The organism is Streptomyces sp. NPDC052012, from assembly GCF_040689265.1.
GTDB lineage: Bacteria > Actinomycetota > Actinomycetes > Streptomycetales > Streptomycetaceae > Streptomyces.
In genome coordinates, this window is the sequence record NZ_JBFAXA010000005.1 from 196498 (window position 1) to 213337 (window position 16840).

General features: G+C 71.6%; 17 protein-coding genes. 12 read left to right on the plus strand and 5 right to left on the minus strand.

The window, feature by feature from the left end:
• Positions 1-87 precede the first annotated feature (87 nt).
• The 6 genes from AB0412_RS12500 (at position 88) to AB0412_RS12525 (ending at position 3996) form a co-directional block, all read left to right on the plus strand.
• Positions 88-897 (plus strand): lysophospholipase, encoded by an 810-nt coding sequence (locus AB0412_RS12500; RefSeq protein ID WP_366402509.1) that lies wholly within the window; start codon positions 88-90, stop codon positions 895-897.
• Positions 898-987: 90 nt separating this feature from the next.
• Positions 988-1470 (plus strand): DNA starvation/stationary phase protection protein, encoded by a 483-nt coding sequence (locus AB0412_RS12505; protein WP_366402510.1) that lies wholly within the window; start codon positions 988-990, stop codon positions 1468-1470.
• Between the two features lie 37 nt (positions 1471-1507).
• A complete protein-coding gene (locus AB0412_RS12510) occupies positions 1508-1840 on the plus strand; it encodes a DUF3140 domain-containing protein (RefSeq protein WP_366402511.1) in 333 nt (110 codons plus the stop codon).
• Positions 1841-1842: 2 nt separating this feature from the next.
• Complete coding sequence (locus AB0412_RS12515; protein ID WP_366402677.1) at positions 1843-2496, plus strand: endonuclease; 654 nt, start codon at positions 1843-1845, stop codon at positions 2494-2496.
• A gap of 120 nt (positions 2497-2616) precedes the next feature.
• The gene (locus AB0412_RS12520) at positions 2617-3429 is read left to right on the plus strand and encodes an SAM-dependent methyltransferase (RefSeq protein WP_366402512.1); all 813 of its coding nucleotides are present in this window, start codon (positions 2617-2619) and stop codon (positions 3427-3429) included.
• A 39-nt stretch (positions 3430-3468) separates the two neighbouring features.
• Positions 3469-3996 carry an NUDIX hydrolase family protein gene (locus AB0412_RS12525; protein ID WP_260825005.1) on the plus strand — a complete coding sequence of 176 codons (528 nt, stop codon included), beginning with the start codon at positions 3469-3471 and terminating at the stop codon, positions 3994-3996.
• A 17-nt stretch (positions 3997-4013) separates the two neighbouring features.
• Here the strand turns inward: AB0412_RS12525 and ugpC are convergent, their stop codons facing one another.
• The 5 genes from ugpC to tal all read right to left on the minus strand — a co-directional run bounded on the left by ugpC (position 4014) and on the right by tal (position 9641).
• Positions 4014-5201, minus strand: coding sequence for a sn-glycerol-3-phosphate ABC transporter ATP-binding protein UgpC (gene ugpC, locus AB0412_RS12530; protein WP_366402513.1), 1188 nt, complete (start codon positions 5199-5201; stop codon positions 4014-4016).
• A gap of 25 nt (positions 5202-5226) precedes the next feature.
• Positions 5227-6060, minus strand: coding sequence for a carbohydrate ABC transporter permease (locus tag AB0412_RS12535; RefSeq protein WP_366402514.1), 834 nt, complete (start codon positions 6058-6060; stop codon positions 5227-5229).
• Positions 6060-6968 (minus strand): sugar ABC transporter permease, encoded by a 909-nt coding sequence (locus tag AB0412_RS12540; RefSeq protein WP_366402515.1) that lies wholly within the window; start codon positions 6966-6968, stop codon positions 6060-6062. The genes AB0412_RS12535 and AB0412_RS12540 overlap by 1 nt, the downstream gene beginning before the upstream one ends.
• The gene (locus AB0412_RS12545; protein WP_366402516.1) at positions 6965-8209 is read right to left on the minus strand and encodes an ABC transporter substrate-binding protein; all 1245 of its coding nucleotides are present in this window, start codon (positions 8207-8209) and stop codon (positions 6965-6967) included. Before AB0412_RS12545 ends, AB0412_RS12540 begins: the two co-directional genes overlap by 4 nt.
• A gap of 235 nt (positions 8210-8444) precedes the next feature.
• A complete protein-coding gene (gene tal / locus AB0412_RS12550) occupies positions 8445-9641 on the minus strand; it encodes a transaldolase (protein ID WP_366402517.1) in 1197 nt (398 codons plus the stop codon).
• 877 nt (positions 9642-10518) lie between these two features.
• Between tal and AB0412_RS12555 the strand changes: the two genes are divergently transcribed.
• From AB0412_RS12555 to AB0412_RS12580, 6 genes are all read left to right on the plus strand, one after another.
• On the plus strand, positions 10519-11691 hold the full coding sequence (locus AB0412_RS12555; protein ID WP_366402518.1) for a 3-deoxy-7-phosphoheptulonate synthase: 1173 nt from the start codon (positions 10519-10521) through the stop codon (positions 11689-11691).
• 73 nt (positions 11692-11764) lie between these two features.
• Positions 11765-12535 (plus strand): 2,3-dihydro-2,3-dihydroxybenzoate dehydrogenase, encoded by a 771-nt coding sequence (locus AB0412_RS12560; RefSeq protein ID WP_366402519.1) that lies wholly within the window; start codon positions 11765-11767, stop codon positions 12533-12535.
• A gap of 43 nt (positions 12536-12578) precedes the next feature.
• Positions 12579-13202 carry an isochorismatase family protein gene (locus AB0412_RS12565; protein ID WP_366402520.1) on the plus strand — a complete coding sequence of 208 codons (624 nt, stop codon included), beginning with the start codon at positions 12579-12581 and terminating at the stop codon, positions 13200-13202.
• Positions 13199-15154: an anthranilate synthase family protein gene (locus AB0412_RS12570; protein ID WP_366402521.1), complete on the plus strand. Its 1956-nt coding sequence runs from the start codon at positions 13199-13201 to the stop codon at positions 15152-15154. Before AB0412_RS12565 ends, AB0412_RS12570 begins: the two co-directional genes overlap by 4 nt.
• Positions 15123-16307 carry a chorismate synthase gene (gene aroC / locus AB0412_RS12575; RefSeq protein ID WP_366402522.1) on the plus strand — a complete coding sequence of 395 codons (1185 nt, stop codon included), beginning with the start codon at positions 15123-15125 and terminating at the stop codon, positions 16305-16307. Before AB0412_RS12570 ends, aroC begins: the two co-directional genes overlap by 32 nt.
• Positions 16304-16828: a shikimate kinase gene (locus tag AB0412_RS12580; RefSeq protein WP_366402523.1), complete on the plus strand. Its 525-nt coding sequence runs from the start codon at positions 16304-16306 to the stop codon at positions 16826-16828. The genes aroC and AB0412_RS12580 overlap by 4 nt, the downstream gene beginning before the upstream one ends.
• Positions 16829-16840 lie beyond the last annotated feature (12 nt).

A 16840-nucleotide genomic window follows, 5' to 3' on the forward strand; every position in this document is an offset into this window, starting at 1 on the left:
GCTAGTTTCGAACTATAGACCTCGCGGCGGCCACCTGGGAAGATCCGCAGGACGTGACCGGCTTCTCCCGGACGATCTGGAGGATCCATGCCCGACACCCGCGCGTACCACCTCACGGGAACCCGCGGCGCGCTCGCCGTGCGCGAGTGGTCCGGCACCAGCCCCCGGTACCTCGCGCTGGTCGTGCACGGATACGGCGAGCACATCGGCCGCTACGAGGGACTCGCCGAGGTCCTCGTGCGGCACGGGGCGCTGGTGGCCGGGCCCGACCACATGGGGCACGGGAGGTCGGCGGGTGAGCGGGTGCTGATCGAGGACTTCGAGGACGTGGTCACCGACGTGCACACCGTCGCCCGGCGTCTGCGCGAGGCCCACCCCGCCCTGCCGCTGGTCCTGATCGGCCACTCCATGGGCGGCCTGATCGCGGCCCGCTACGCCCAGCGGTACGGCGGGACGCTCGCCGCCCTCGTGCTGTCGGCCCCGGTGATCGGCGACTGGGAGCTGCCGGGCCGGCTGCTCGCCTTGGACGAGATCCCCGACACCCCCATCAGCCCGGCGGCGCTCTCCCGCGACCCGGCGGTCGGCGCGGCCTACGCGGCCGATCCGCTGGTCTGGCACGGGCCGATGAAGCGGCCGACGGTGGAGGCGTTCGACCGGACGCTTCGCTCGGTGGCGAAGGGCGGCGACGTCGGCGCCCTGCCGCTGCTGTGGCTGCACGGCGACGACGACCGCCTGGTGCCGCTGCCCGGCAGCCGCGCCGGCGTCGAACCGCTGAGCGGCGGCCGGCTGACCGAGCGGGTGTTCCCGGGTGCCCGGCACGAGGTGTTCAACGAGACGTGCCGGGCGGAGGCGTTCGACGCGCTGACCCGCTTCCTGGACGACGTTCTCGCAGGCTGAGCCGCTCCTCGGTGGCAGCGGGCCGGGTTTGTGGCGGACGGGCAGGGGCACCCGCACAGCCTCGGATCCCTACGGAAGGAGCAGTGACCCATGACTGTTGTGCGGAGCCCCCTGCCCGACGAAGCCCGCCGGGTTTCCTGCGAGGCGCTCCAGGACACCCTGGTGGATCTTCTCGGTCTCTCGCTGATCGGCAAGCAGGCCCACTGGAACGTCGTGGGCCCGCGGTTCCGTTCGATCCACTTCCAGCTGGACGAGGTCGTCTCGGCCGCGCGGACCCACGCCGACACGGTGGCGGAGCGGGCCGCGGCGCTCGGCGTGCCGCCGGACGGCCGTCCCGAGACCGTCGCCAAGGTGTTCTCCCTGCCCGCCCCGAAGGAGGGCTGGCTGCGCGACACGGAGGCCGTGCGGGTGATGACCGAGGCCCTCGGAACGGCGACAGCCCGGCTGCGGGAGCGCATCGACGCCACCGAGAAGGCGGATCTGGTCACCCAGGACCTGCTGATCACCATCACGGCGGAGCTGGAGAAGCAGCGGTGGATGTTCGAGGCGGAGAACGTCCCGGGCGAGTCCTGACCGCGACAGCACGCACATACGTACGTAAGGGGCCCTGATGAGTGACGCCCTCGAACTCGACGCGCTGTGGGAGGACTTCCACCGCGTGGTGAACATGACGTCGGCCGAGCTCGCGGCCTGGCTGCGGGTGTCCGACGCCGGCGAGCGCACGGAACCGCTGCCGGACCAGGCGGGCGACGCCACCGGACAGCATGTCCTCGCCATCCTGCAGAAGCGGCGCACCGATCTCACCGAGGACGACCTGCGCGTGATGCGGGAGGTCGTGGACACGGTCACCGCGCAGACGGATCTGGAGAACGAGCCCGCCGCCGAGGACACCGACCGCCGGCACCGGCTGATGTCGCTCGGCCACGATCCGCTCAAGGCATGAGCATGAGCGGCCGGGACGAGCGGGTCGTCCGCGAACTCGTCGGCGCGCACGGGCAGACGTACGCGCAGGAGGCGGGCATCCGGCTGAAGGACACCCCGCAGCCGCTGTACCGGCTGCTGGTGCTGGCGCATCTGCTCAGTGCCCGCATCCGCGCCTCGATCGCCGTGGCCACCGCCCGTGCCCTGCACGAGGCGGGGCTGCGCGATCCCCGCCGGATGGCGGACGCCGACTGGCAGGAGCGGGTGGACGCGCTCGGCCGCGGCGGCTACCGGCGCTACGACGAACGGACGGCGACCCAACTGGGCGACGCCGCCGAGCTGCTGACCGAACGCTGGGGCGGGGACCTGCGCCGGCTGCGCGAGGAGGCCGACGGCAGGACGGACGAACTGCGGCGGCTCCTTCAGGAGTTCCCCGGTCTCGGCCCGGCCGGGGCCGACATCTTCCTGCGCGAGGTGCAGCGCGTCTGGCCGGAGACCGCGCCCCTGCTGGACGCCAAGGCGCTGCAGGGCGCGGAGCGGCTGAAGCTCCCCAAGGATCCCGGCCGGCTGCTCGAGACGGCCGGCGGCACCGAACCGGCGGTCCTCGCCGCGGCGTTGGTGCGTGCGGCCACCGACAAGGACGTGGCCGAGGACGTCCTGGCACGGGCCGAGCAGTAGCGGTTCCCCCTGCCTCCCGCACGGCTGCCGCTCCCCCGTTCCCGGGACATCGTGATCACCGCGCGGCACAATGGCCGCGGCGGCCGGTCGCGGTCGTACGGGCGAGGGAGAGGAAGAGACGTGAGTGAGAGCCACACCCCGCCGAGCGGGTCGGCCAGGCTGAACACCGGTGTGGCGCACAACGCCCGCGTGTGGAACTACTGGATCGGCGGCAAGGACAACTACGAGGTCGACCAGCAGGTCGGCGACCACGTCGCGTCGATCAACCCGATCATCCGGGACATCGCCCGGGCGGACCGGGAGTTCCTGGGCCGGGCGGTGACGTTCCTGGCCGAAGAGCGCGGGATGCGGCAGTTCCTCGACATCGGCACCGGTCTGCCCACCGCGGAGAACACCCACGAGATCGCCCAGCGGATCGCGCCCGACGCCCGGATCGTCTACGTCGACAACGATCCGATCGTGCTGGTGCACGCCCGCACCCTGCTCACCGGCACCCGCGACGGCGTCACCGACTACATCGACGCGGACGTCCACGACCCCGACGCGATCCTCCGGCGGGCCGCCGGCACCCTCGACCTCGACCGTCCGGTCGCGGTGATGATGCTGGGCATCCTCAACTTCGTCCTCGACACCGGCGAGGCCCGCGACATCGTGCGCCGGGTCATGGCCGCGGTGCCCTCCGGCAGCCACCTGGTGCTCACCCACCCGACCTTCGACCCCGAGGTCGGCGGTGAACTCCAGGTCCCGGCCATGGAGTTCTGGAACAAGAACGCCACGCCGCCGATCACGGCCCGCAGCGGCGCGGAGATCGCCGCGTTCTTCGACGGTCTGGAGCTGGTCGAGCCGGGCCTGGTGTCGTGCTCGCGGTGGCGCGCGGCGTCCGATTCCGCCGTCGTGGTGCCGCAGTACGGCGCGGTGGGCGTGAAACCCTGACTCCTGAACCGTCGAAAGTATGATCAAGCAATGTCTGACATGACCGAGACCACGCCCGGCTGGCTGTCCTCCGACGAGCTGGAGTCGGCCCGCGCCCGCATGCCGATCCTGTACGTCGAGGCCGTGCCGGTGCGTGTCGACGACAGCGGCGAAGTCACCAGCGTCGGCCTGCTGCTGCGCATCGGGCCCGACGGGACGGTCAGCCGGACCCTGGTCTCCGGCCGGGTCCTGCACCACGAGCGGGTCCGCGACGCCCTGCTGCGCCATCTGGAGAAGGACCTCGGCCCGGTGGCGCTGCCCCGCGTCCCGGCCTCGCTCCAGCCGTTCACGGTCGCGGAGTACTTCCCCACGCTGGGTGTCACCCCGTATCACGACCCGCGTCAGCACGCGGTGTCGCTGGCCTACATCGTGCCGGTGACCGGTGACTGCCGGCCCCGGCAGGACGCGCTGGACCTGGTGTGGTTCAGCCCGCAGGAGGCCGTGTCGGAGGCGGTGCAGAGCGAGATGCCGGGCGGGCACGGGGTGCTGCTGAAGCAGGCGCTGGCGCACGCGGGCTGCGCGATCTGACGGCGCCCGCGTGCCGCTCAGCCGCCCGTGCGCTCCGGGTGGGTGAGGTTCGCGCCGGTCTCCGGGTGGAACACGTGCGCCTTGGCCATGTCGACCCTGAGCTCGACGGGTGCGCCCTCGCGGGCCCGGGTGGCGGCGTTCAGGCGGGCCACGATCTGCTGCGCCGCCCCGGCGCCGGTGTCGCGCACGCCCGAGTCGGTGGCCAGTTCCTCCAGTTCCGCGGTGGTCACCGGCCCTCCCTCGGCGCTGAAGTAGACGTAGGCGTCGGAGCCCAGCGACTCCAGCACCTCCACGGTCGCGGTGACGGTGGCGCCGCCCGTCTCCCGGGCCAGGGCGGCGTCCTCGAAGGCCTCGGGGCGCAGCCCGAGGATGACCTCACGGGGTGCGTTCTGCCGCTGAAGCGCCTGCCGGGCGGCGTCCGGCAGCGGCAGCTCGCCCAGGGGTGAGCGCAGCACGCCTTCCTCCAGGGTGGCGTGGACGAAGTTCATCGCCGGGGAGCCGATGAAGCCGGCGACGAACAGGTTGCGCGGGGTGTCGTACAGCTCGGCGGGGGTGCCGACCTGCTGCACCACGCCCTGCCGCATGACGACGACCCGGTCCCCGAGGGTCATCGCCTCGGTCTGGTCGTGCGTGACGTACACGGTGGTGGTGCCGAGGCGCCGTTGCAGCCGGGAGATCTGGGTGCGCATCTGCACGCGCAGCTTGGCGTCCAGGTTGGACAGTGGCTCGTCCATCAGGAACGCCTTGGGGTCGCGGACGATGGCGCGGCCCATGGCGACCCGCTGGCGCTGGCCGCCGGAGAGGTTGGCGGGCTTGCGGTCCAGGCACTCGCCGAGGTCGAGGATCCGGGCGGCCTCCTCGACCTTCGCGTCGATGGTCGCCTTGTCGACCTTGGCCAGCCGCAGCGGGAAGCCCATGTTCTCGCGCACGCTCATGTGCGGGTACAGGGCGTAGCTCTGGAACACCATGGCGACGTCGCGTTCCTTGGGGGCGAGGTCGTTGACGACCCGGCCGCCGATGCTCAGGGTGCCCTCGGTGATGTCCTCAAGACCGGCGATCATGTTCAGGGTGGTGGACTTGCCGCAGCCCGACGGGCCGACGAGGATCACGAACTCGCCGTCGGCGATCTCCAGGTCCACGCCCTGCACGGCGAGGGACCCGTCGGGGTAACGCTTGCTGACTCCCTCGAGGACGATCTCGGCCATGGGTGGTGCCTCCTTGCCTTCGGACTCATCCCTTGACCGCGCCGGACGTGAGCCCGGCGACGATCCGCCGCTGGAAGAGCAGGACGAACACGATGATCGGGATGGTGATCACCACGGCGGCTGCGGCGATCGACCCGGTGGGCTGCTGGAACTGCGAGCTGCCGGTGAAGAACGCGATCGCGGCGGGCACCGTCCGCGCGGACTCCGTGGAGGTCAGCGAGATCGCGAACAGGAAGTCGTTCCAGCAGAAGATGAACACGAGGATGGCGGTGGTGAACACGCCCGGCGCCGCCAGCGGCACGATGACCAGCCGGAACGCCTGCGCGGGCGTCGCCCCGTCGACCTTGGCGGCCTTCTCGAGGTCCCAGGGGATCTCCCGGAAGAACGCCGAGAGGGTGTAGATCGCCAGCGGCAGCGAGAAGGTCATGTACGGGATGATCAGGCCGACCCAGGTGTCGAAGATCCCGATGATGCGCTCGATGTTGAACAGCGGCGACACCAGGGAGATCGGCGGGAACATCGCGATGAGCAGCGACATGCCGATCAGCACCTGCTTGCCGGGGAACCGCAGCCGCGCCACGGCGTAGGCGGCCATGGTGCCGAGGGCGACCGCGATCACGGTGGCGATCAGGGCGATGCCGATGGAGTTGATCAGGGCGCGGGTGAACTCGGCCGTCTCGAAGATGCCCCGGTAGTTCTCCCAGGTCCAGTCCCGTGGGATGTAGTTGCCGTCGGTGAGGGTGCTCGGGTCCTTGAACGACAGCGCGGCGATCCACCACACCGGGAACAGGGCGTACAGCACCACCACGACGTTGACGACGCCCCACCGGGTGGCGTGGGTCCTGCCTACGGCGGCCATCAGCGCTTCACCTCCGCACCGGGTGCCGCGGCGCCGAACAGTTTGACGAAGGTGAAGGCGATGATCCCGACGCAGAGGAAGATCAGGACCGAGATCGCCGACCCGATGCCGAGGTTCAGCGCGGTGAACAGGTTGTCGTAGCCGAGGATCGACAGGGAGCCGGTGCCCTGGGCGCCCGCGGTGAGGACGTAGATGTTGTCGAAGATCCGGAACGCGTCCAGGGTGCGGAACAGCAGGGCCACGAGGATGGCCGGCTTCATCAGCGGGAGCATGATCCGGGTGAACCGCTGCCAGGCGGTGGCGCCGTCCACCATGGCCGCCTTCAGGGTCTCCTCCGGCACCAGGGCGAGCCCGGCGAGCAGCAGCAGCGCCATGAAGGGGGTGGTCTTCCACACCTCGGCGAGGATGATCAGCCACAGCGCGGGCCACTGTTCGGTGAGCGGGGCGTCTCCCTGGGGCAGCAGCTCGGCGAGGTAGCCGAGTTCGGGGGTCCAGGCGTACTGCCAGGAGAAGGCGGCGACGACGGTGACGATGCCGTACGGGATGAGGACGGCGGTGCGTACGGTGCCGCGCCAGAAGAGGGTGCGGTGCATCACCAGGGCGAGGCCCATGCCGAGGACGAGTTCGATGGCGACGGACACGGCGGTGATGAGCAGCGTGACCCAGAAGGCGTCCCACCAGAACGGCGAGGAGAGCACCGCCCCGTAGTTGCCGAGGCCCACGAACTCGGCCCGTGCCGGGAAGCGCAGGTCGTAGCGCTGGAGGGAGAGGTAGACGGCGTATCCGATGGGGTAGGCGGTCACGGCGAGCATGACGATGACGGCCGGTGCGCACAGCAGCCAGCCGAGGCGCCGTTCCTGCCGGGCACCGGCCGAGAGCGCCTTGCCGCGCGGTGGGCGGTCGGTCACGGGATCACACCCTCGGATCGCAGGGCCTTGTCGATCTGGTCCCTGATGGTCGCGACGGAGCTCTCCGGGTCGATCTCGGAGGGCGGGGACAGCGTGTGGGAGACGGCGATCGACACGTTCTGGTAGGCGGGGGTCAGCGGCCGTACGCTCGCCGACTCCAGCGCGGCCAGCACCTCTTTGGAGAAGGGGTACTCCTTCATGAACGCCGGTTCGTCGTACAGGGCGCGCAGCGTCGGCGGCAGGCCGCCCTCGAGCGCGTTGGTCAGCTGGTTCTCCCGGTTGCGCAGGCACAGCGCGGCCTCGAAGGCCAGGTCCGGGTGGCGGGAGTAGGTGCTGACGGCGAGGTCGATGCCGCCGATGGTCGGCCGGGCGGGGCGGCCCGCGTCGACGCGCGGGTAGGGCGCCCAGCGGAAGTTCTCGAACAGCTTCGGGTTGTTCGCCTTCATCGACGGATAGACGAACGGGTAGTTGAGCTCGAACGCCGCCACCCCGGACTCCATGGCGAGGCGGTTCTGGTCCTCCATCTGGTTGGGCAGGGAGGGGTCGGCGGCCGGGGAGTTCGCGAGGTCCCGCATGATGGCGGCGGCACGGACCGCGGGGGGCCCGAGCGAGGGCTCGGTGGCACCGGCATCGAGGATGGAGCCGCCGGCGCTGTTGACGAGCGTGTTGAACCAGACGGTGAGGCCCTCGTACTGGGCGCCCTGGATCTCCACGTAGTGCGGTTTGCGCTGCCGGGCCAGCTCGCGGGACATGTCCACCATCTCGGACCAGGTCTTCGGCGGGGTGGGCACCAGGTCCTTGCGGTACCACAGCAGCTGGGTGTTGGTGTTGTACGGGACCGCGTACAGCCTGCCCTTCCAGGTGGCCGTCTGCAGCGGCACCCGCAGGGTGCCGTCGGTGGCCCGGCGCTTCATCTCGCCGGTCCACTCCCTGATCCAGCGGGCCTCGGCGAACTCGGCGGCCCAGGTGACGTCCAGGCCCAGGATGTCCATGGAGTCGTCCTCGGCGGCGAGGCGGCGCACCATCTGCTGGCGCTGGCCGTCGGCGGCGCGGGGCAGTTTGTTGTAGCTGATGCGGTACCGGCCGCCGGAGGCCCGACTGCACCGGTCGGCGGCCTTCTGCAGGGCGCCGGAGTCGTCGGGGAAGTTGTACCAGTTGAGGGTGGGCCGGCCGGTGTCCTCCTCGCCGCCGCAGGCCGCGAGTGCCGAGGCCAGCAGGGTCAGCGCGACCAGCGCCGGCATCCGTAGCGGCCTCCGGGGACGTCCGCACCTCGCGTGCACGCGCTCCACACCTCGCTTCCGGGAAGGCGGCGCGGGTCTCGGATCCCGCGACGGTGCTCACCCGGCGAACGTTAGGCAGTGCATCAAGCACCATCAAGGACATTAGGGGCATTCATCATAAAATCACCCATAGCGGCGTGGGCGCCGCCCGGCCGCGATCCGCACCGCCGCCCCGGCAGCCCGGCATCCCGGCACGTCAGCAGGTCGACAAGGGCTTCTCCCTGGACTCCCCGGTGCACCCTCGCCGCCTGGACGACTTCGCCCGGTGAGCCGTGTGCCGCCCGGCGTCCACCGCCGCGTACAGATCGCCCCACGCGGCGGCCAGCCGTTTCACGCTCTCCGTCTCCAGCTTCCGGGCGATCTCTTCGCCGTCGATGCCCAGGCGCTCCAGTCGGCTCCACACCTCATGGGCCGCGCAGTGCCGTCCCATGAGCGTGTCGCCGCTCAGCGTGAGGCGGCGGGCGGCGGCCTCCAGGGTGGGGAGCGTCATCGTGCTGATCGTGCCCCAGGTGACGAGCCGTTCCACGTACCGGGTGGGGGACGACGACGGGTCCGCCACGGTGGTGGCCGTCCACATCAGTCGTTGCGGATGGCCCCCCGCGGCGGCCAGGGCGCGCCAATGGGCGCCGCCGAACCAGTCGTCGTACATCCGGTAGAAGTGGCGGGCGCGTGCCACGGCGGCCTCGCCGCGCAGGGCCAGGGCGTCCGGGGTGCCCAGTTCCTCCAGTCGCGCGTCGACCTCGGCGTCCAGCAGGCCCACGGGCAGTGAGACCACCGAGGAGAGCGCGGAGAGCCGTCGGCCGTCGGCCAGGGCCCGCTGGAGGCCCTCCCCGTAGGCGTCGAGGATCTGGCGGTAGCGTGACGCGGAGAAGACCGCGGTGACGTGGACCGGGATGCCCTCGCCGATGCACTCCCTGATCGCGGGGATCCCCTCGGTGGTGGCCGGGAGCTTGACCATCGCGTTCGGCCGGTTCACCGCGCGCAGCACCCGTTCCGCCTCCGCGACGGCCGACTCGGCGTCGTGGGCGAGCCGCGGGTCCAGATCCATCGACACCAGGCCGTCCAGTCCACGCGTGGCCCGGTACACCGACCGGAGTTCGTCACAGGCCCAGCGCACGTCGTGGGCGAACACCGCCCGCACCGCGTCGCCGGCGCAGATGTCGTCGGAGGACAGGTCGGCGAGCTGTGCGCGGTAGGAGTCGTCTGTCTCGACCGCCGCGGCCAGGGCGGCCGGGTCCGACGTGGCGCCCCGGACGCCCGTGCGCGCGACGAGACGGGCCAGGCATCCGGAGGCCAGGTGGCCGCGGCTGAGTCCGTCCAGCCAGGGGGAGACACCCTCCGCGACCAGTTCGTCCAGCTCCAGCACGCCCGGTTGCCCCAGCGGGTCCGACATGACGGATCGTCACTCCTCGGTGCGTCAGTCGCCAGTTCAAGCGTCAGCATCGAGGTTATTCGCATGTACCGGAGATGAACTACGGGTGATGTGTCACATTGGCGCAAAGTGGTTCGCACTTCGACTTGATGAAGTAGCGGCTATTTGACGAAGTGCGTCGATCGCCATTGGGCAAATCCGCACTCCCGACCCAGGATCGGGGGCGAACAGCCGGCCGGAGGTCCGGCACGGCCACTCCGTCTGCCGAGGGAGCACCACGTGCATGACCCACACCGCCGTCTTCGGCGTCCCCTCCACCGGAAATGTCCGCAACCGACCCGCCGGAGGACGTCCGGGAGTGCTCCACCAGGGCGAACGGCCTGTTTTTCCCGTCCCGCCCGGCCGGGGATCCGCCCGGAACGCCACTCGAACGCATCCTCGACTCCACGGCGTAATAGGGCCATGAACGGACCTGTGACCGTCGTTTCCGTTTCTCTGCCCACCGCCTGTGCCGGATGAACGGGAAAGCGTCGTACCGGATCCGGTAACGCATCTTGCGCGGGCGCCATTCCGCGCCGTCGCCGACGCCGAAGCGGTACCTCGAAGCGGGCAATTGTCGTCCGCGCGTTCTCACGAGGTATCCGGCGTCGGGCCTCTTATCCGCGCCGGACAATCCGGCGGTCGTCGCACTTTCGGGGCGCGTGGATCGGCACCACCCGCGCGGAGCCGCGGCGGCGCTTCTCGCGCGACGTTCCCCGTGGCCGACGGCCCCGGGTTCGCGACAGCGTGCCGACCTCGCCGCCCCATGTTCGAGACCCGCACGGCTGCGCACGTCACGGGGTTCCCGTGCTCCGGCGACGGCGCACCGGAGTCATGCCCTTCGCCAAAGGAGACACCAGTGGATGAGGCTCTGCTCGACATCCAGGACAAACCGGCCAGGCAGCAACCCGAGTGGGGTGATGCGGCGCGGGTGCGGCAGGTCAGGGACACGCTGGCCCGCCGGCCGGCGCTCGTCGACGCGAGGGACGTCGACACCCTGCGTTCGCTGCTGGCCCGGGTCGCCTCCGGAGAGGCTCTCGTCGTCCAGTCCGGCGACTGCGCCGAGGACCCCGCCGAGTGCACGCCCGGGTACGTCGCCCGCAAGACCGCCGTGCTGGACCTGCTGGTCGGTGCACTGAAGATGATCACCCACAAGCCGGTGATCCGGGTGGGCCGCATCGCGGGCCAGTTCGGCAAGCCCCGCTCGAGCCCCACCGAACGGGTGGGGGACGTGGAACTGCCGTCCTACCGGGGCCACATGGTCAACGGCCCGGAGCCCGACCCCGAGAGCCGGCGCCCGGAGCCCCAGCGCATCCTGGCCTGCTACCAGGCGGCCCGCGAGATCATGACCCACCTCGGCTGGCGGGACGCCGTACGGCGACTCTGGCTGGAGCCGCCCGTGTGGACCAGCCACGAGGCCCTGATCCTCGACTACGAACTCCCCATGGTCCGCCGGGACGAGCGGGGCCGGCTCGTCCTCACCTCCACGCACTGGCCCTGGATCGGCGAGCGAACCCGCCAGCTCGACGGCGCCCATGTGGCCCTGCTGTCCCGCGTCGCCAACCCGGTCGCCTGCAAGATCGGGCCGAAGGTGACGCGGGACGAACTCCTCGGGCTGTGCGAACGCCTCGACCCGCAGCGGGAGAAGGGCCGCCTGACGCTCATCGCCCGCATGGGGGCGGCCGTCGTCGGCGACCGGCTGCCGAAGCTCGTCGCCGCGGCGCGCGAGGAAGGACACCCGGTGATCTGGCTGACCGACGCCATGCACGGCAACACCGTCACCCTGCCGGGCGGCCTCAAGACGCGCTTCGTGGAGACGATCGAGCGGGAGATCCGGGAGTTCCAGGAGGCCGTCCGCTCCGAGGGCGGCCTCGTCGGCGGGCTGCACCTGGAGACCACCCCGGACGACGTCACCGAGTGCGTCGCCAACGACTCCTGCGTCGATCACGTGGCGGACAAGTACACGTCCTACTGCGATCCGCGCCTCAACCCGGGCCAGGCCGTCGCCGTGGCCTCGGCCTGGCTCGGATGACACCTCGGCCCACCCACCCTGATCGGCACACGCGCGGCCGGCAGGCAGACACGCAGATGAGGAGGTCCTGACGATGGACGGGAAGGTGGCACTCGTCACCGGAGCGGCGGGCGGCATCGGCGAGGCGGTGGCCCGCGCCCTCGGCGAACGCGGTGCGGTGGTGGCAGCCGTGGACCGGGACGCCGACCGCTTGTGGCGGGTGGTGGACAAGCTGCGCGCGGACGGCCTGGAGGCACAGGCCCTCCCCGCCGACATCACCAGCGGCACGGACGTCGAAGCGGTGGTCGAGGAGGCCGAGACGCGCCTCGGCCCGCTGGAGTACCTGGTCAACGGCGCCGGTGTGCTGCGGCTCGGTCACGTGCGCAACCTCACCGACGAGGACTGGACGACGACGTTCGCCGTCAATGCCACCGGCGTCTTCCTGATGTCGCGGGCCGTCGTCAACCGCATGCTGCCGCGCCGGCGCGGCGCGATCGTCACCGTCGCGTCCAACGCCGCCGCCACCCCGCGGGTGCAGATGGCCGCCTACGCCGCGTCCAAGGCGGCGGCGACGATGTTCACCAAGAGCCTGGGCCTGGAGGTCGCCCGGGACGGCATCCGCTGCAACGTGGTGGCGCCGGGCTCCACCATCACCCCGATGCTCACGTCCATGTGGCACGACGAGTCCGGCCCGAGGCACACGGTCGAAGGACGGCTGGACGCCTTCCGGGTGGGCATCCCGCTGGGCAAGCTGGCCCGCCCCTCGGACATCGCGGGCGCCGTCGCCTTCCTGCTGTCCGACGAGGCCTCCCACATCACCCTGCACGCACTCACCGTCGACGGCGGCGCCGCCCTCGGCGCCTAGTGCCGCTCCCCGACCGACGTCAGGCGACCAGGAGAAGAAGTCCATGGCAGGCATACCCGAGATCTCCCCCTACCCGATGCCGACCGCGGGCGATCTGCCCGGCAACGTCGCCCACTGGTCGATCGACCCGGGCCGCGCGGTCCTGCTGGTCCATGACATGCAGCGCTACTTCCTGCGGCCCCTCCCCCAGGACCTGCGCGAGGAACTCGTGCGCAACACCCGGCTGGTCCGCGAGCACTGCGCCGGGCTCGGCGTGCCGGTGGCGTACACGGCGCAGCCCGGCGGCATGACCGACGAGCAGCGCGGCCTGCTGAGGGACTTCTGGGGCCCGGGCATGCGCACCGCCCCCGCCGACCGGCAGGTCGTCGACGAACTGGCCCCGGCCGCGGGCGACTGGCAGCTCACGAAGTGGCGCTACAGCGCCTTCTTCCGCTCCGACCTGCTGCAGCGGATGCGGGCCGCCGGCCGCGACCAGCTCGTGCTGTGCGGGGTGTACGCGCACGTGGGTGTGCTGATGACCGCCGTCGAGGCGTTCACCCACGACATCCAGCCGTTCCTGGTGGCCGACGCGGTGGCCGACTTCTCGCAGTACCACCACCGGCTGGCCCTGGAGTACGCGGCGCAGCGCTGCGCCGTCGTCGTCACCACCAAGGAGGTCCTGGCATGACCGGCACCCCGAGCGACGACCTGCTCGGCCGGATCCTCGGCGCACGGCCCCCGGCCGCCTACGCCCTGCTGCACCGACCCGGGACGACGGGCCCGGGTGTCCTGGACGTCGTCGTCGGCGAGGCGACCGAACCGCGCACCCTCGCCGAACTGCCCCTGCCCGACTCGCCGGAGACGGGTGACGGCCCGCGCCACGAGGTCCTGGCCCTCGTGCCCTACCGGCAGATCGCCGAGCGCGGGTTCGCCACCCCCGACGACGGGGCGCCGCTGCTCGCGGTGACCGTCACCGGTCAGGCCACCGTGCCCGTCGCCGAGGTACTGGCCCGGATCCCCGACCTGCCCGTCACCCTGTCCGGCGGCCGCTTCGACGTCCCGGACGAGGAGTACGCCGACATCGTCCGCCGGGTCGTCACGGACGAGATCGGCACCGGGGAGGGCTCCAACTTCGTCATCAAGCGCACCTACACGGCCGACATCACCGGCTACACGCCGCACCACGCCCTGGCGGTCTTCCGGCGCCTGCTGCACCGCGAGACCGGCGCCCACTGGACGTTCCTGGTGCACACCGGCTCCCGCACCCTGGTCGGCGCGACCCCCGAACGGCACATCAGCCTGCGTGCGGGCACGGCCGTGATGAACCCCATCAGCGGCACCTACCGCTACCCGGCCACGGGCCCGACCCTGCCGCAGGTGCTGGACTTCCTCGCCGACCGCAAGGAGGCGGACGAGCTGTACATGGTCGTCGACGAGGAACTGAAGATGATGGCCCGGATCTGCGAGTCGGGCGGCCGGGTGGTGGGGCCGCACCTCAAGGAGATGGCCCGCGTCGCGCACACCGAGTACTTCATCGAGGGACGCAGCACGCGGGACCCCCGCGACATCCTGCGAGAGACGCTCTTCGCCCCGACCGTCACCGGCAGCCCGCTGGAGAACGCCTGCCGGGTCATCAGCCGTTACGAGCCGGAGGGCCGCGGCTACTACAGCGGCGTCGTCGCGCTGATCGGCCGCGACGAGCACGGCGAGCGCGCCCTGGACTCCTCCATCCTGATCCGCACCGCCGACATCGACGCCACCGGACGGCTGCGGATCGGCGTCGGCGCCACGCTCGTGCGGCACTCCGACCCGGCGAGCGAGGTCGCCGAGACCGCGGCGAAGGCGGCGGGGCTGCTCGCGGCCGTCGAGTCCGACGGGCCCTCCCGCTTCGCTGGTCATCCGCGGGTCCGCGCGGCCCTGGAACGGCGCAACGCCACCCTCGCCGGCTTCTGGCTGGCCGGGAACGGGCAGGGCTCGCGCCCCGATCCGGCGCTGATCGGCCGCCGGGTACTGGTCGTGGACGCCGAGGACACCTTCACCTCGATGCTCGACCACCAACTGCGGTCGATGGGGCTGCGGGTGACGGTCCGCCGGTACGACGAACCGTACTCCCTGGACGGCCACGACCTCGTCGTGATGGGCCCCGGACCGGGCGACCCCCGCGACACGGGCCACCCCAAGATCGCCCACCTGCGGAACGCCGTGCGCACCCTGCTCGACGAGCGGCGCCCGTTCCTCGCCGTCTGCCTGAGCCACCAGACGCTCTGCACGCTGCTCGACTTCCCCCTGGTCCGCCGGACGGTCCCCAATCAGGGCGTGCAGAGGGAGATCGACCTGTTCGGCGCCCGGGAACGGGTCGGCTTCTACAACACGTTCGCCGCCCGCAGCCAGGAGGACAAGGTCGACTGCGAGGGCGTGGGCGTCGTCGAGGTCAGCCGCGACCCGGACACGGGTGAGGTGCACGCGCTGCGCGGACCGCACTTCGCGTCGACGCAGTTCCACGCCGAGTCGGTGCTCAGCCAGGACGGCGTCCGCATCGTCGGCGGCCTGATCAAGGAGATCCTTCCCGGTGCGATGGGAAAGGAGTTGGGAAAGGAGTACGGCACCGTTGAGCAGGTTGCGCTGGCTGACCGCGGGTGAGTCCCACGGTCCCGCACTCGTCGCGACGCTGGAGGGCCTTCCCGCCGGCGTGCCGATCACCACGGACATGGTGGCGGACCATCTCGCGAGGCGGCGGCTGGGCTATGGGCGCGGTGCCCGGATGAAGTTCGAGCGCGACGAGGTGACCTTCCTCGGCGGTGTCCGGCACGGCCTCACCCTCGGCTCCCCGGTCGCGATCATGGTGGGCAACACCGAGTGGCCCAAGTGGGAACAGGTCATGGCGGCCGACCCGGTGGACCCGGAGATCCTGGCCGGCCTCGCGCGCAACGCGCCACTGACCCGCCCCCGCCCCGGCCACGCCGACCTCGCCGGCATGCAGAAGTACGGCTTCGACGAGGCCCGCCCGGTACTGGAGCGGGCCTCCGCCCGGGAGACCGCCGCCCGGGTCGCCCTGGGGGCGGTGGCGCGGTCGTACCTCAAGGAGACGGCCGGTGTCGAGATCGTCAGCCACGTCGTCGAGCTGTGCTCGGTGAAGGCCCCGCAGGGCGTGTACCCGACGCCGGCCGACGTCGAGAAGCTGGACGCCGACCCGCTGCGCTGCCTGGACGCGGACGCCTCGAAGGCGATGGTCGCGGAGGTCGACCAGGCGCACAAGGACGGCGACACCCTCGGTGGCGTGGTCGAGGTGCTGGCCTACGGTGTGCCCGTGGGTCTCGGCTCGCACGTGCACTGGGACCGCAAGCTGGACGCCCGCCTGGCCGGCGCGCTCATGGGCATCCAGGCCATCAAGGGCGTCGAGGTCGGTGACGGCTTCCAGCTGGCCCGCGTGCCCGGATCCAAGGCGCACGACGAGATCGTGAACACGCCCGAGGGCATCCGGCGCGTCTCCGGCCGCTCCGGCGGCACCGAGGGCGGCCTGTCCACCGGTGAACTGCTGCGGGTCCGGGCGGCGATGAAGCCGATCGCCACGGTGCCGAGGGCGCTCAAGACCGTCGACGTCACCACCGGTGAGGCGACGCAGGCCCACCACCAGCGTTCCGACGTCTCCGCGGTCCCGGCCGCCGGCATCGTCGCCGAGGCCATGGTCGCCCTGGTCCTGGCGGACGCGGTGGCGGAGAAGTTCGGCGGCGACAGCGTCACCGAGACCCGCCGCAACGTGCGGTCGTACCTCGACCACCTGGCCATCCGATGAGCGGGCCGCTGATCGTGCTGGTCGGCCCGATGGGCGTGGGCAAGTCCACCGTCGGACAGCTCCTGGCCGACCGGCTGGGTGTCGGCTACCGGGACACCGACGACGACATCGTCGCCGCCGAGGGCCGCAGCATCGCCGACATCTTCGTGGACGAGGGCGAGCCCGCCTTCCGCGCGATCGAGAAGCGGGCCGTGCACACCGCGCTCACCGAGCACGAGGGCGTCCTCGCGCTCGGCGGCGGCGCCGTCCTCGCTCCGCGGACGCGGGCGTTGCTGACCGGGCTGCCGGTGGTCTTCCTCGACGTGGACGACGCCGAGGCGATCCGGCGGATCGGGCGGGACACGGCGCGCCCGCTGCTGGCCGCCGCTGATCCGCGCCGGGAGTGGCGCACGCTGATGGAGGCGCGCCGTCCGCTGTACGCCGAGGTCGCCCGCGTGGTGGTCGACACCAGCGGGCTCGCCCCGGAAGACGTCGTGACGGCCGTCGTGGCGGCGCTGGCCCTGGACCGGGCGAGGGCCTGACCGGACGGAGAA

What these genes read in the sequence shown, in the direction of transcription:
- AB0412_RS12500 (WP_366402509.1), top strand. Translation starts at nt 88, where the DNA reads ATGCCCGACACCCGCGCGTACCACCTCACGGGAACCCGCGGCGCGCTC.
- AB0412_RS12505 (WP_366402510.1), top strand. Translation starts at nt 988, where the DNA reads ATGACTGTTGTGCGGAGCCCCCTGCCCGACGAAGCCCGCCGGGTTTCC.
- AB0412_RS12510 (WP_366402511.1), top strand. Translation starts at nt 1,508, where the DNA reads ATGAGTGACGCCCTCGAACTCGACGCGCTGTGGGAGGACTTCCACCGC.
- AB0412_RS12515 (WP_366402677.1), top strand. Translation starts at nt 1,843, where the DNA reads ATGAGCGGCCGGGACGAGCGGGTCGTCCGCGAACTCGTCGGCGCGCAC.
- AB0412_RS12525 (WP_260825005.1), top strand. Translation starts at nt 3,469, where the DNA reads ATGACCGAGACCACGCCCGGCTGGCTGTCCTCCGACGAGCTGGAGTCG.
- ugpC (WP_366402513.1), bottom strand. Translation starts at nt 5,201, where the DNA reads ATGGCCGAGATCGTCCTCGAGGGAGTCAGCAAGCGTTACCCCGACGGG.
- AB0412_RS12535 (WP_366402514.1), bottom strand. Translation starts at nt 6,060, where the DNA reads ATGGCCGCCGTAGGCAGGACCCACGCCACCCGGTGGGGCGTCGTCAAC.
- AB0412_RS12545 (WP_366402516.1), bottom strand. Translation starts at nt 8,209, where the DNA reads ATGCCGGCGCTGGTCGCGCTGACCCTGCTGGCCTCGGCACTCGCGGCC.
- tal (WP_366402517.1), bottom strand. Translation starts at nt 9,641, where the DNA reads ATGTCGGACCCGCTGGGGCAACCGGGCGTGCTGGAGCTGGACGAACTG.
- AB0412_RS12560 (WP_366402519.1), top strand. Translation starts at nt 11,765, where the DNA reads ATGGACGGGAAGGTGGCACTCGTCACCGGAGCGGCGGGCGGCATCGGC.
- AB0412_RS12565 (WP_366402520.1), top strand. Translation starts at nt 12,579, where the DNA reads ATGGCAGGCATACCCGAGATCTCCCCCTACCCGATGCCGACCGCGGGC.
- AB0412_RS12570 (WP_366402521.1), top strand. Translation starts at nt 13,199, where the DNA reads ATGACCGGCACCCCGAGCGACGACCTGCTCGGCCGGATCCTCGGCGCA.
- AB0412_RS12580 (WP_366402523.1), top strand. Translation starts at nt 16,304, where the DNA reads ATGAGCGGGCCGCTGATCGTGCTGGTCGGCCCGATGGGCGTGGGCAAG.